Source organism: Brackiella oedipodis DSM 13743 (genome assembly GCF_000621025.1).
GTDB classification, from domain to species: domain Bacteria; phylum Pseudomonadota; class Gammaproteobacteria; order Burkholderiales; family Burkholderiaceae_B; genus Oligella; species Oligella oedipodis.
On record NZ_JHZJ01000010.1, the window covers coordinates 1 to 14098 of the forward strand.

General features: G+C 44.9%; 12 protein-coding genes and 1 tRNA gene. 5 read left to right on the forward strand and 8 right to left on the reverse strand.

Going from position 1 to position 14098, the window contains the following annotated elements; translation table 11 throughout:
- The first annotated feature begins 680 nt into the window (after positions 1-680).
- Positions 681-1466: an EI24 domain-containing protein gene (locus Q335_RS0101485; RefSeq protein WP_028357111.1), complete on the forward strand. Its 786-nt coding sequence runs from the start codon at positions 681-683 to the stop codon at positions 1464-1466.
- Between the two features lie 80 nt (positions 1467-1546).
- On the opposite strand, the gene Q335_RS0101490 is transcribed toward Q335_RS0101485, so the two are convergent.
- The 5 genes from Q335_RS0101490 to hemA all read right to left on the reverse strand — a co-directional run bounded on the left by Q335_RS0101490 (position 1547) and on the right by hemA (position 5925).
- Entirely contained in the window at positions 1547-2134 is a 588-nt protein-coding gene (locus tag Q335_RS0101490; protein ID WP_028357112.1) for a UbiX family flavin prenyltransferase, read from the reverse strand.
- 16 nt (positions 2135-2150) lie between these two features.
- The gene (gene grxD / locus Q335_RS0101495; protein WP_028357113.1) at positions 2151-2489 is read right to left on the reverse strand and encodes a Grx4 family monothiol glutaredoxin; all 339 of its coding nucleotides are present in this window, start codon (positions 2487-2489) and stop codon (positions 2151-2153) included.
- A gap of 105 nt (positions 2490-2594) precedes the next feature.
- Positions 2595-3455 (reverse strand): peptide chain release factor N(5)-glutamine methyltransferase, encoded by an 861-nt coding sequence (gene prmC, locus Q335_RS0101500; RefSeq protein WP_038369205.1) that lies wholly within the window; start codon positions 3453-3455, stop codon positions 2595-2597.
- 9 nt (positions 3456-3464) lie between these two features.
- Positions 3465-4544, reverse strand: coding sequence for a peptide chain release factor 1 (gene prfA, locus Q335_RS0101505; protein WP_028357115.1), 1080 nt, complete (start codon positions 4542-4544; stop codon positions 3465-3467).
- A 100-nt stretch (positions 4545-4644) separates the two neighbouring features.
- Positions 4645-5925 (reverse strand): glutamyl-tRNA reductase, encoded by a 1281-nt coding sequence (gene hemA, locus Q335_RS0101510; protein WP_028357116.1) that lies wholly within the window; start codon positions 5923-5925, stop codon positions 4645-4647.
- A 272-nt stretch (positions 5926-6197) separates the two neighbouring features.
- On the opposite strand from hemA, the gene Q335_RS0101515 reads away from it, so the two are divergent.
- The 4 genes from Q335_RS0101515 to Q335_RS08890 all read left to right on the forward strand — a co-directional run bounded on the left by Q335_RS0101515 (position 6198) and on the right by Q335_RS08890 (position 10451).
- A tRNA-Phe gene (locus Q335_RS0101515) sits at positions 6198-6273 on the forward strand.
- Between the two features lie 373 nt (positions 6274-6646).
- Positions 6647-7357 carry a response regulator transcription factor gene (locus Q335_RS0101520; protein WP_028357117.1) on the forward strand — a complete coding sequence of 237 codons (711 nt, stop codon included), beginning with the start codon at positions 6647-6649 and terminating at the stop codon, positions 7355-7357.
- Positions 7347-8609 carry a HAMP domain-containing sensor histidine kinase gene (locus Q335_RS0101525; protein WP_038369206.1) on the forward strand — a complete coding sequence of 421 codons (1263 nt, stop codon included), beginning with the start codon at positions 7347-7349 and terminating at the stop codon, positions 8607-8609. The genes Q335_RS0101520 and Q335_RS0101525 overlap by 11 nt, the downstream gene beginning before the upstream one ends.
- A gap of 330 nt (positions 8610-8939) precedes the next feature.
- On the forward strand, positions 8940-10451 hold the full coding sequence (locus Q335_RS08890; RefSeq protein ID WP_051532220.1) for an ArnT family glycosyltransferase: 1512 nt from the start codon (positions 8940-8942) through the stop codon (positions 10449-10451).
- Between the two features lie 118 nt (positions 10452-10569).
- On the opposite strand, the gene ypfJ is transcribed toward Q335_RS08890, so the two are convergent.
- The 3 genes from ypfJ to Q335_RS0101545 form a co-directional block, all read right to left on the reverse strand.
- Complete coding sequence (gene ypfJ / locus Q335_RS0101535) at positions 10570-11403, reverse strand: KPN_02809 family neutral zinc metallopeptidase (RefSeq protein ID WP_028357119.1); 834 nt, start codon at positions 11401-11403, stop codon at positions 10570-10572.
- A gap of 200 nt (positions 11404-11603) precedes the next feature.
- The gene (locus Q335_RS0101540; protein WP_051532221.1) at positions 11604-13139 is read right to left on the reverse strand and encodes a flavin-containing monooxygenase; all 1536 of its coding nucleotides are present in this window, start codon (positions 13137-13139) and stop codon (positions 11604-11606) included.
- Between the two features lie 30 nt (positions 13140-13169).
- Positions 13170-14021, reverse strand: a complete 852-nt coding sequence (locus tag Q335_RS0101545; protein ID WP_028357121.1) for an alpha/beta fold hydrolase — start codon at positions 14019-14021, stop codon at positions 13170-13172.
- Positions 14022-14098: the final 77 nt, after the last annotated feature.

Consider the following 14098-nt stretch of genomic DNA (forward strand, 5'->3'; position numbering starts at 1 on the left):
TAAATAGTTGTGCACGCAAACTCGTGAAAGTTTGCTTTTGAGCTAACTACCTGTTAGTGCCCACACTTATCGGCTGTTAATTGTTAAAGAACAAAGTGATTAATAAAGCTATTTACTTTATCAATCGATCTAGATATCGCTTTTAATATCCAGATTAAATTCATTTAATTTCTTTTGCTTAACTGCGCTGTTTGCTCAGCAGCAAAGATTGAAATTATGACAGCGTTTTAAATCATTGTCAAGGATTTTTTTAAATATTTTAAAAAGTTTTTAAGCGATGTTTATATGTCGTTTAAAAGGCTTTTTAGAATATGGCTAACTTTAAAGTTAACGTAACTAATGTTTAGCGTTTTTTCACACTTATTCTACGTTTACTTTAGTCAGCTTCTCAATCACCACTAGTGGATAACCCCTAGTTGGTTATCAAGAAAGAATGAAATTATGACAGTATTTTTAAAGCTTGGCAAGCCTTTTTAGAAAAAATTTTATATTTTTTTGGTTTTTTTGCACTCGTCTTTTTGAAGTCACGATAAATCAATACGTTAACCATCTGATACAGTTAAGTGTTGTCTGAGCACGGCGTGTTTGGGTCATATGCTAACTTTATCCAGTTCTCTCTTGTCCCGTGCTATATTGCCTTGTATCTTAGTGTCTTTGTATTTTAGTGATCTTTACCTTTTATGCCTACCAGTAAATTACCGCAATTAGCGGCCGCCCCCAATCCCTGGATCGCGCTACTCAAAGCCTTGCGTTCGCAATTGCACCCCAAAATGCTATTTGCTGTTTGCCTGCCTATCGTGGTCGGTTTAATCAGCTTATTAATTCTAAGCTTTATTTTATATAGTCCCTTGAATCATTGGTTACTCAATTCTGTGAGCCAGTGGGGTTGGGTGCAATGGCTGATGGCTCACACTGGCGATTTTGCGATTACTGACTGGTTTATCAAAATCATCAGTGGTGTGACAGTCATGGTTTTTAGTGCCATTATTGGCTTTGCGAGTGCCTCTATCTTTGTGACGCCAATGGCGCTTAACCTCCTGAGTCAGCAAGACTATACCCAGCTCAGCAAGCAAGGCGTTAATGCCAATACCGTCAGCATTACTAATGCCATCAAAGTCTCAGCGATTACCATTATTGGCTGGCTACTGACCTTACCGTTTTGGCTAATCCCTTTTATGCCCATCGTACTGAGTGTTTTTTGGGGGAGCTATGCGTTTTCTCAGATGGGCAAGATCGATGCTATTGTCGAACATGCTAACAAAGCTGAACGTCAATTAATTCTAGACAAATATAACGGTGGTTTTTGGTTAATTGGTTTGGTGTGTGCCTTGCTGGCGCTGATTCCGTTGGTAGGACTATTAGTTATGCCTGTATACTCCATTTTGGCCAATACCCACTATGGCTTAACAGCGCTTGGATTCGAGCGTCAGCTCCGTCAGACTAAAGTCATCGAGGCGGCCAGCTAACTACTAGAAAGCTACTAGAAAACCGTCGATTAACCACAAAAAAGGTCGCTTATACCACTAAGCGACCTTTTTGATTTTAGTTAGGCACCCTGCCACTCAGGCATATCCGTTTGGATATCAAACAGCGCTAAGATTCGTCCTACCGTGTGGTCAATCATCTCTGCCATATCTTTGGGATGCTGATAAAAGGCGGGTAACGGCGGATAAATAATGCCACCCATTTCAGTGACGCTCGTCATGTTACGCAAATGCGCCAAGTTAAAAGGCGTCTCGCGCACCACCAGCACCAATCGACGCTTTTCTTTGAGGTGTACATCTGCAGCACGCGTGATTAAATTATCCGATAGGCCAATCGCGGTAGACGCCAAGGTATGCATGGAACACGGCACAATCACCATACCTGCTGTTGCAAAAGCACCACTCGCTAATTTCGCCCCCACATCTTTGAAGTTGTAGGTGAAATCCGCCAATTTATAAAGCTCATGGCGCCCCATGCCCAGCTCGTATTGCAAATTTAACACACCTGAGGAAGACACCACCAAATGGGTCTCCACCTCAGGTTTGTTTTGTAGCATCTGCAACATACGTACTGCATAAATAGCTCCGGTTGCACCGGTGACAGCGATTACTAAACGCTTTTTGGGCAAGTTGGCTCGAGCTAGGGTCATGACTTTATTAACTTATTTATTCGTCGTCGGCACAGGCGCCCGCTGCTTGCAATTCTTTTTTGAGCTCGCCGCTTTTGGACATTTCATCCATAATATCGACACCGCCGATAAACTCACCTTTGACGTAGAGTTGCGGAATAGTTGGCCAATTTGAGTAGGTTTTGATGCCTTCACGCACTTCTGGATCTTCTAAGACATTGACCGTGACTAGTTTACGCACACCATTGGCACGCAACAATTCGATCGCTTTACCAGAAAAACCACATTGTGGGAATTGCGCCGTACCCTTCATAAATAATACGACAGGATGCTCGGTCACTGTATTTTTGATGAAATCATTAACGTCTGAACTCATAGTTATCCTCTTTAAAAAACTTATTGCATTGTAAACCTTTTGGCCTTCATATAAACAAAAGCCATAGGTGCTTAACGGTTATGAAATATCGGCTTAATTCGGCATTTATGGCCGGGTGCCACCACTAATACGTTCAATGCCCGCCAAGTCTTTTTTGCTGCTCACCGCTACGAACCCCTGGGCTTGCAAAAGCGCTCGTACGGCTGGTGCCTGATCCCAACCATGCTCTAACCACAATTGCCCTTGTGGTGCTAAGTGCTCTTTGGCTTGACACACTAGCTTGCGAATAATCTCTAAACCATCAGCCTGATCCGTTAAGGCCAAGCTCGGTTCAAAGCGTAAATCGCCTTTTTGCAGATGCGGATCTCGGGCCGCAATATACGGTGGATTAGAAACAATTAAATTAAAACCCGCCCTTTCATGCTCATCCTCTAGGCACTGCAAAGCATCTAAGACATCACTTTGCATAAAGTTAACCTCGAGATTCAGTAACTTGGCATTCGCCCGCGCCACCGCCAGTGCAACCGTACTTATATCCAATGCCGTCACCCGCGTCTTTGGCGCATAGTATTTGATGGCCAGCGCAATGGCACCACTGCCTGTCCCCACGTCTAACACCAACAAAGACTGGCCTGAATTTTGCAATTGTTCAATTGATTGTAGGGCTTGCTCGACCAGGGTTTCGGTATCGGGCCTTGGAATTAACACATGGGGATTAACCATAAAATTTAAACCCATGAATTCACGATAACCCAATAAATACGCCATGGGCTCGCCTTGCGCTCTTCTGGCGTACAAGGCCTCAATCGCTTGTACCTGAGCCTGAGTCAGCGCATCGGTGTCGTGACTAAACAACCAAGCACGAGGCACCTGCAATACATGCTCCATAATCATGCGCGTTTCGAGCAAGGGTAAGGGGCTCAGCGCCATTACTTGTTTGACGGTTTGTGGCACAGTTGGGCTCATTGATGGCGTTTAATCTTGACCTAATTCTGCCAGTAATTCGGCCTGTCTTTCGGTCATCAAGGCATCTGTTAATTCGTCTAAACTGCCATCCATAATTTGCTGTAACTTATATAGGGTCAAATTAATGCGATGGTCGGTCACTCGACCTTGTGGATAATTGTAGGTGCGAATACGTTCGGAGCGATCGCCACTACCTACTAAGCTTTTTCTTTCGGCCGCTTGTTTTTGTTCTTGTTCTTGACGTTGCACATCATTAATACGTGCTGCCAAAACACTCATCGCGCGCGCTTTGTTTTTGTGTTGCGAACGATCATCTTGACACTCGGCTACTATCCCCGTAGGAATATGAGTAATACGTACGGCAGAATCGGTTTTGTTAATATGCTGACCCCCGGCACCACTGGCACGGAAGGTATCTATGCGCAGATCGGCTGGATTGAGCACCACATCAGCCACCTCATCCGCTTCGGGCAAAACGGCGACCGTGCAGGCTGAGGTATGTACCCGACCCTGCGATTCGGTTTCTGGCACACGCTGTACACGATGCGCACCGGACTCGAATTTGAGTCGACCATAGACGCCAGCGCCATCGATACGAGCAATAATTTCTTTGTAGCCGCCCATTTCGGAGGGGTTTTCTGACATGATCTCGACTTTCCATTTGTTATTTTCGGCATAGCGGGAATACATGCGGAACAAATCACCACTAAAAATGGCACTTTCGTCACCGCCTGTCCCAGCACGAATTTCAAGAAAGACGCTACGACCATCATCTGGATCTTTAGGTAAGAGTTCAATCTGCAAACGAGACTCTAGATCCTCAATCGTTTGTTTGGCTTGTTTGAATTCGTCTTCAGCCATTTCTTTGAGCTCAGGATCTGACATCATTTCTTGAGCGGCAGCTTGGTCAGCTTCGGCCTGCTCATAGGCTTTAAAAAGTTGCACAATGGGGTCTATCTCGGCGCGTTCTTGTGACAGTTTACGGAATTTATCCATATCTTCCATGGTAGAAGGTTCTGCCAACAAAGCGTCAAGCTCAACAATCCGTTGTGCCAGTTGCTCTAAGCGACTGCGCATTGATTCTTTCATAATATTGTTTCTTTATTGTTGTGGAATGAGTAGAAATTAAGAATAATGACTGCTAAGCGTGTACTTAGCAGTCATCAGAGATAGCAACAGGTTAACACAGCTAATGCTGGGTGTTGCGTTCTTGATAGGGGAAAAGCTGTGGTAAGTCTTGTAGCAATTGCTCGCGTTCGGGACCTTGAGCGCGTTGAATCGCGGTCAATGGCGCATGCAAATATTTACGAGTCAAGGCCCGCGCGAGTGACTCCAGCACGGCATTGGGATCCTCGCCTTTGGCGAGCTGTTTACGGGCTTTTTGGAGTTCAGCTTCACGTACTAAATCCGCACCACAGTTGAGGCCTTGGATAACAGGCACCGCATGCCGTTGTTGTAACCAAGACATGAAATTCTGGACACGGTGATCAATAATAGATTCGGCTTGAATCACTGCGGCTTGGCGGGACTCATTACCCATTTGCACAAAGCGACCGAGATCATCTACAGAATATAAATACACGTCGGCTAATTCGCTGACTTCTGGTTCGATATCGCGTGGCACGGCAAGGTCTATCATGACGATGGGTTTGCCGCGTCTAGAACGAATGGTTTTTTGGACCATGCCCAAGCCTAAGATTGGCAAGGAACTGGCCGTACAGGACACAATAATATCGTAATTGGCGATTTGCTCTGGTAAGTCAGCCAACTGCATCGTATTAGCATTGAAACGCTCTGCCAATTGTTGCCCTTTTTGGAGGGTTCGATTAGCAATCGTCGCTTGTTTTGGGTTGCGGGCACAGAAATGTGCGGCGCAAAGCTCAATCATCTCGCCAGCACCAATAAATAAAATATTGGTTTTATCGAGTTTGCCAAATACGCGCTCAGACAACTTAACGGCGGCGGCCGCCATAGAGACGGATTCTTCACCAATGGCGGTATTGGTGCGAACCTCTTTGGCAACCGAGAACGTTTTTTGGAATAATTGGTGTAAGGTGGTTCCTAAGGCGCCTGCCTCTTCGGCGGCCCGTACCGCGGTTTTCATTTGACCGAGAATTTGGGCTTCTCCCAACACCATAGAATCTAAACCACTCGCCACGCGAAAGGCGTGACGAACCGCATCGGCCTGATTTAATTGATATAAATGTGGCGCCAAAGCCGTAGGGTCTACCGTCTTGTACTCGGCTAGCCAATCCGGGATTTGCGAAGCAATATCAGGTTTAGCGGCACAGTAAATCTCTGTGCGATTACAGGTAGAAAGAATGGCGACTTCTTGAATGGATTGTCCAAAGGCGTTACGAATACCGTCTAGGGCTGGTCGCACTAAATCACCAGACATAGCCACCCGCTCGCGCAACGAAACCGGTGCGGAGTGGTGATTAAGTCCGAATGTTAAAACACCTCCAGTCATGATCTTTTACTTTTTAGTTATTCATTAATAGACAGAGAACATTATAAAACTTTTTGACAAATCAGACCAAATGCACTAGGGATTTCCCGCCTCTATTACCGCTAAGCTTGATTAGTTTAGGATTTTTACAGGTAGTTGTCGCTTTTTAGCAACTACTCGCACTGAGGTTTAGTGATGTAGACAAATTTCCAACAACATTTTCTTAAGATTCTATATACGTGCATAAAGGCTTTGACAAACCAAAAAATTCTGATATAATTTTATTTTTTGATGGCCAGGTAGCTCAGTCGGTAGAGCAGAGGATTGAAAATCCTTGTGTCGGCGGTTCGATTCCGCCCCAGGCCACCAAAAATTCATTATCCTTTCTATATCTTTTCAGCAGAGTTCTTTACAGAATTCCTTCATCTTATCTCCTGCTAAACCGCTTCTCATATTATTCTACTTCCCTGCTTATTCCTTTCTCATTTTTCTAGCTTCATTTTCCCTATTAAGTCTCTGTCTTATTTGTTGATTGTTGGCACTGAACAAGTACACTGAGCCATCCCTCGAGATCAAGCAGCTCTGTTGAACTGACGTTGTTACTGACTCGGACTTTTACAATTCTCATAAGATCAGTACCTGTTACTGCTTGTTATTGCTTGACATTCGGTCGATTTCTTTAAGTTCTCAATCATTATTTGCCGTGTAAAATGAACTTGCTTTAGCTCTCAGAGATTATTTTATGCAAGATACGACTCGCATCCTCATTGTTGAAGACCATTCTGCCTTAGCAGCCAATCTACAAGAATTTTTTTCGGGCAAAGAATATATCCTCGATTTTGCCTATGACGGTCTGACGGCTTTACATTTAGTGGCCACTCAAGCGTACGATATTGTTATCCTCGATATTATGTTGCCAGGGGTCTCAGGACTCGACATCTGCCGTCGCCTTCGTGATGACTTAGGTAGCGATGTACCAGTCATCATCATGACCTCCAAAGACCAATTAGATGATAAGCAGCAGGCCTTTGATCTAGGGGTGGATGATTATCTCACCAAGCCCTTTGATTTACGTGAACTTAAAATGCGCATTAAAGCCTTATTACGACGACAAGGTGGCGGTCACAAAAAATCCCAAAAACTAGAAGGCGCAGGCTTAGTCCTGGATCTCAACACCTTTGAGCTGAGCAATGATCAAGGCCAACAAATTGAAATCAAGGGACTATCCGCTAATATTTTTGTGAGTCTCATCAAAGCCTGGCCTAATTTTGTGTCGTATCGACAGCTTATTGATGATGTTTGGGGCGAACAAGAAGTCGATATGAATACGGTACGCACCCACGTGTATACCTTGCGCAAACAAATCCAAGATGCTTTTAACTATACCTGTATACGGACCTTGCACGGTCGCGGTTACCGTTTAATGACTCGAGAAGATAGCCATGAAGCCTAAAAGCATTGCGCACCAAATTTATTTAGCCATTTTGGGGGTGACCATATTGTGTCTAGCCGTGATGGTGATCACCGTTTATGTTGTCAATGAAGACCTAGAAGAAACCATGCTCGTACAGGGTTTTGACAATGAAAAACACTTTTATTTAAATCACTTTGCTAACCATGGCGAATATGTATGGGAGTCCGAGACCTTAGCCATGGCATTTGTGCCGCATGGCTTCGAACATAAAATACATATACCCGCTATTTTTGAGGGTTTAGAGCCTGAGCAACGGCTCGAACGCCATCAAGGACAGCAAACCTTTTTGGTAGTGGCTGAACCCACCGATCAAGGTATTTTTTATCTCGCCAAAAATTCCACACCGTTTGAGCATCGAGTCGATATGTTTAATCGAATTTTGCTTTTGCTCAGCGTAGCACTGGCTTTAGTGAGTATATTGTTGGCTTGGCTCTGTAGCAAACGTTTGGTACGCCCTCTACAGCATCTGGCCGAGCAAATCAGTCAAACCGGCGCGGCTGCCAATATGCCGCGCTTAAACACAAATTATAAAGATACCGAGTTACGCAGAATTGCTGACTCTTTTAATCAATTTCTTGAGCAACTAGAAGAGTTCGTTGCCCGCGAAAATATGTTGCTGGGTTTTGCTGGCCATGAGCTGCGAACTCCGATTGCGGTCATGTCTGGCGCCCTCGATGTGATCGAAGCGCGTGACAACTTAGCGGCCAACGATCGCATTACCCTGCAGCGCGTGCGCAATGCCTGCAACGAGATGCAAGACAACGTCAACGTGCTCTTGACGATGGCGCGCAATAAAGCCGCACTAAAACAGCAAGAACAGATAGATATCACAGCCCTAATTCATACAATCAGCGAAGATTTACAAAGCCAGAATGCTGACATTTCGACACGACTCATTGTCAATACGCATGCCCCTATGCACGTAGAAAGCAATCAAACGCTTATACAAATGCTGTTGCGCAATTTACTACAAAATGCCCTTAACCACACCCCCGGTCATATTTTTGTACAAATTCATCAGGACTACCTCGATATTGAGGATGAAGGTCATGGTTTAAGTCCTCAACAACGACAAATGCTACAAAGTAATCGCTTACAACTCGGTCAGCGAGGCACTACCGGTTTGGGCTTATATATTGTCACTTTATTACTCGAAAAATTGCATTGGCGTTTAACGGTTTTGAATTCCGATCAACAAGGTACTCAGTTGCGGTTAATCCCACCACACTAACCCTAGCTCTCTGTCATGCCTGCCTACGCTCAGCCCTGACTGAACGTTTTTTCTGTTTTTTATCAAAAACTCAAGCAAATACTGCGGCGTTTGATATTTGCTTGATATTTACTTTAGGTTTGTTTGTTATCACTCTCTCTAAACTGTGTTTGTTTTGTGGCAGTCAATTAATGATGGCATCTCGCTGTCTTTAGAAAAACTATCAAAAGTGTCATTTTGCATCGCCGTCTATCATTCAAATTGCCTGCCTTGATAATTGATCATCACCCTTGTCAAGCCACTGGCTTTCCTTGAGTGGCTTCACAGAGTGCAAAGTTACAAGGATCCATCATGAAAACAAACCTATCTTCTCAGCAGCAAATTGTTGTGCTTATTGGACTCATTGTCTTCCTACCACTGATCTCTATGTTTTTGCTGCCTTTTTATGACACCACTGAACCACGCTACGCCGAAATTGCACGCATCATGGCACAAAGCGGTGATTGGATCACGCCTTGGTTCAATGCCGATACGCCTTTTTGGGGCAAACCACCGTTGTCTTTTTGGTGCCAAGCTTTGTCTATCAAACTGCTCGGTAATAGCGAATTTGCCCTACGCCTGCCAGCTTGGCTTTGCCTCGTACTCAGTAATATGGTGATTTATCGAGCTTGCCAACGCCTTTACAACCGCCAAATCGCTAGTCTCGCCCTGCTCATTTATAGTTCTTGCTTTTTGGTATCAGTCTGCGCGGCTGCCGTGTTGACCGATCCATTTTTGACGCTGGGTACCAATCTTTGTCTCTTTTCTGTTGCAGTGGTAATGCAAGATGATGCACGCAAACAAACCACTCCATCCACCCTCTGGTCTTATTTATTTTTTATTGGTTTGGCCATCGGACTATTAGCGAAAGGTCCCTTAGCGGCGGTGATTAGTTTTGCGCCTATCGCTATCTATTGCTTCAATAAAAAACATCACCAAGCCGTGCTCACTCACTTACCCTGGGTTAAAGGCGGTCTGCTTTGCGCCGCGCTTGCGCTGCCTTGGTACATTTTGGCTGAACTAAAAACGCCGGGCTTTTTATACTATTTTTTGGTGGGTGAACATATCCTGCGCTTTGCCGTGTCTGGTTGGAAAGGCGATATGTATGGCACTGCCCATCAACAACCTTTTGCCATGATTTGGGTGTATTTTTTGGCAGCGACCTCGCCTTGGAGTATTTTGGCGCTCATCGCCATGGTCAGTGCGATCTTCAAAAAACAATTCAAAGCGCTCATGAAAAGTATTGAACATACAGCTCTAAACCGCTATTGGCTAAGTGCCATGCTCTTTACACCTATATTTTTTACGTTTTCGGCTAATATTCTTTGGACGTATGTCTTACCGGCCATCGCCGCATTTAGTATTTACTTGGCCTTGTATTTACATGCCAATCTAGCCACAAGAACACGACCTTTGCCTTTGCTCAACCTTGCGGCCTTAAGTACACCACTCGGTTTAGTCCTAGTGAGCATTGTGTTGTGGTCACAACCTAATCTAGGCAACACAGAAAAAACCCTGATCAATTATGTTCAGCAACATCAGCAAGTCGGTGAAACTCTGTTTTATTACTCAAAACTGCCTTTTTCGGCGCAATACTACTCTGGCGGTCATGCCAAAATTATCGATGACAATAAGTTGCTCGAAGAACTGGCCGAAAACAAACCCTTTTATTTAGCGGTACCTAATCAAAATGCCGTCAAATTATTCGCGGAAACCAGTCTCTATAATTTAACTGTCAGCAAGAATAAGCGCTTTACGCTCATGTATATTGCTCCGCAAATTCCTACTTATGAGCAGCGCAGTCGCTTAGCCAATAATCCCTAACCTAGAGACCTTCTAGCGTCCTTTTAGCGACCTTTTAGCGACCTTTTAGCAACCTCATGAAAAAACTCCCAAGTACGCTTGTGCTTGGGAGTTTTTATGAGATCAGATTGAGCAGAATTTAGTTGGCAAGCGTATTACATTGCTCGACATCACCTGTTTTGAGGCCTTGTTGAAACCAATGCAAACGTTGCGCTGAGGTTCCATGTGTAAAACTATCTGGAACCACATAGCCTTGCGCTTGCTTTTGGATGCGATCATCGCCCACAGATTCGGCGGCATTGAACGCTTGCTCAGCATCTCCTTGTTCGAACAAACCTCTTTGGTTCGCTTTGTTGGCCCAAACCCCCGCAAAACAATCGGCTTGTAACTCGAGCTTAACGGATAAGGCGTTAGATTGTAGTTGCCCCGATTGTTGCTGTTGCTCGTGTACTTTTGGCAAAATTCCTAATAAATTTTGCACATGATGGCCAATTTCGTGGGCAATCACATAGGCAAAAGCGGCATCACCTCCTGAACCCAGTTGCCGCTTCATATCTTCATAAAAAGATAAATCTAAATAGACTTTTTGGTCCATCGGACAATAAAACGGTCCCATGACAGACTGACCTCGACCGCAAGCGGTTGACGTCGTGCCGGTATATAAAACCATGGTGGGTGCCTTGTATTGAGCACCATGTTCTTGGAAGTAGGCAGACCAAACGTCCTCTGTCTCTTTGAGAACGACACGGGATAATTCGTTGACTTGGCTTTCTTGTTCGGAACTCAGTTGACTCGTCGGCGCCCCGCCGGTTCCCCCGACTAAGCCACTAAGATCTACCCCATAATAGGCACCCACCAAAACGATGACTATCCCCAAAATCCCAAAACCCTTGCCTTTGGGTAATAGACCGCGGCCGCCTTGGCCTCGTCTATCTTCGACATTAGAACTACCTTCTCTACCTTGCCAACGCATGATGACACCTCATATGTATAATCGATTTGTGGGGCCAATTACGGCATTGCCAGCCCCTATTCAAGCGCTATTATATAGTACAGCGTACACTCTATTCTAGCGAGCACTCGCTTGCTGCACGCTACTCTACAACTTCTTTTGAACACTAAAAAAGCCTGCTCTTAGGAGCAGGCTTGCTTAGCCTTGAGGCTTAGGGCAATTTAAGCGGCTTTTTTGGAATTACTTAAACCATATTCCTCGGGACGGAAATAGCCATTCGCAAATTGGAACTCATGCGTATAGCTTGGCCACAACGCCGTCAATTTACCATTTTCGTCAAGGTACCAACTACTGCAACCCCCATCTAAGAAGATGGTGCCCTCGGCTTCTTGATCAAGATCTTGGTTGTAATGATGCTCCGCTTTGGTCGTTGGCTCTAGGGTTTTGACCTTGTTTTCGAGACAATACTTGAGCGCGCCTAAAGTCTCGGCAATCAAGGTTTCAATATAGATCACTTGAGAATTATGACCTGAACCAATGTTAAGACCCGCTAAATTAAAGAAGTTAGGGAAATTTGGCATGGTCAAACCCCGTAGACCGCGTACCCCTTCGTTAATGTTTTGTTGCATCGACTTGCCATTGCGATCATATAAATGATGGCGAATAGGACTATCGGCCACTTCAAAACCCGTTGCGAAAGCAATCACATCGACTTCAAACTCATTGCCATCGGCACTAATAACGGTGTTTTCGGTGACGCTTTTGAGCGCAGAAGGTTCAAGTGTGACATTGTCGCGCTCAAAAATCGGGAAAAAGTCACTAGTGAACAATAGACGCTTGCACCCTGGTTTGAATTTAGGGGTAAGTTGTTCACGCAGTTTGGGATCTTTGACCTGCGCCTCTAGATGTTTGCGCGCAATTTCGGCCTGTTCATGAACCAGACCTTCGATATTACGACGCGCCCCATAACGGTTTTCACACATCCAGAAAATATCCATACGATGCTTTTCCATACTTTGTGGGTCTTTGGCAAACATACGTTTGTGTGCCTCAGAATAGGGAAAATTCTCACGTGGCATCACATGAGACGCCGTACGCATAAAGACGATCAATTCCTTGGCAATTTTTGCGACTTGTGGGGCCATCTGGACAGCCGAAGCGCCGGTACCAATACACGCCACGCGCTTGCCACTAAGATCTACGCTATTATCCCACTTGGCGGTATGCATGATCTTGCCTTTAAAGGTGTCGATACCAGGGATATCTGGAATATCGGGTTCGACTAAAGCACCTGCTGCATTAATAAAGTAATCGGTGGCGAATTCTTCTTGATTGGTTTTGACGAGCCATTTGTTTTGGGCTTCATCCCAATGACATTCATCGAGTTCAACACCAAAAGTGATGTAGTCGAGTAGACCTTCATCTTCGGCGCATTTGCGTAAATAGCGTTGAATTTCGTCGCCTGGCGACCACATCTTGCTCCAATTTGGATTCTTTATAAACGAAAAAGAATACAAGTGAGAGGGAATATCGCAGGCAATGCCTGGATAAGTATTGGCTTGCCAACAACCGCCAACATCCTCTTGACGCTCGAGAATACGGAAATTCTTGTAGCCACTGCGTTTGAGTAAAATACCTAAGCCAAGACCCGCATAACCAGCGCCAATTATGGTCACTAATGGTTGCTCGTCATACTTATCAAATTCATAGTTAATGTTTGAAAAGCCTTGTGGCTGTGCTTGTAAACCTGCATGCATAGTCAGCTCCTAAATTTTGTGAATCACTGCTTAAACGGAATAATTTTCGATCACTTGATCGCGTGGATAGATATTGCTGTCTTGGTTGAAATTATTGATGAGTTGCACCACGCGAGCTGGCATTTCTACCATCAGGGCATGACCGGTATCTAAGATCGCCAGACGTGCACCCTCGATGGCGCCATACAGCATATGACTGTGTTTGACGGGAATTAGACGGTCAAATGTACAACCGACTACCAAAGTTTCAGCCTTAATCTTAAGCAGTTGATCGAGAATATCGATACGAGTGGTCAATTCGGCTTGTTTGCCAAATCCGGGCGTATGGTTTTCGCGCAAACGGGCGCCAATGGCCATACTATCTTCTAGAGGCATGGCCGCAATGGCTTTGTCGCTTAAGAAAAATAAAGTACGCATATGATCCATCGCTTCGGCCCCCCCCATTTTGGTGACGGTATCAAAAGCCACCGCACGCAAACGATGATCGTTTTCGGTTTTTGCCCAGCCCGCTAGGGGTACTAATTTATCGATGCTCTCTGGAATGCGAGCGGCCACGTCGCATACCACTACAGCCCCTAAGGAATAGCCGACAAGTGTGACATTCTTGAGTTTTAGTTCATTTTGGATGAGGTGAATCACTTGATCTGACCAATCATTCAATTCCATGGGATCATCGCCCTCTGGTGTGGCTAAATCGATGCCATAAACATCTTGGTGCACTGAGAGCATATTGAAAACGTAATAAAAATGGGTTTTAAGCGTGCCACCGGTGCCATGCACCAAGACCACAGGGTTACGTGTATGCTCGGGACGCGTGAGGGAATGATAAGTGACGTTTAGACCATTGAATTCAAAGGTCTTGGTCTCTGGCTCGAATTGCATGAAATAAAACTCCTTTTTTAAAAATCACATAATTCACATAACACAAGTGAATATGTAGGTATTTGTTATTAACTATT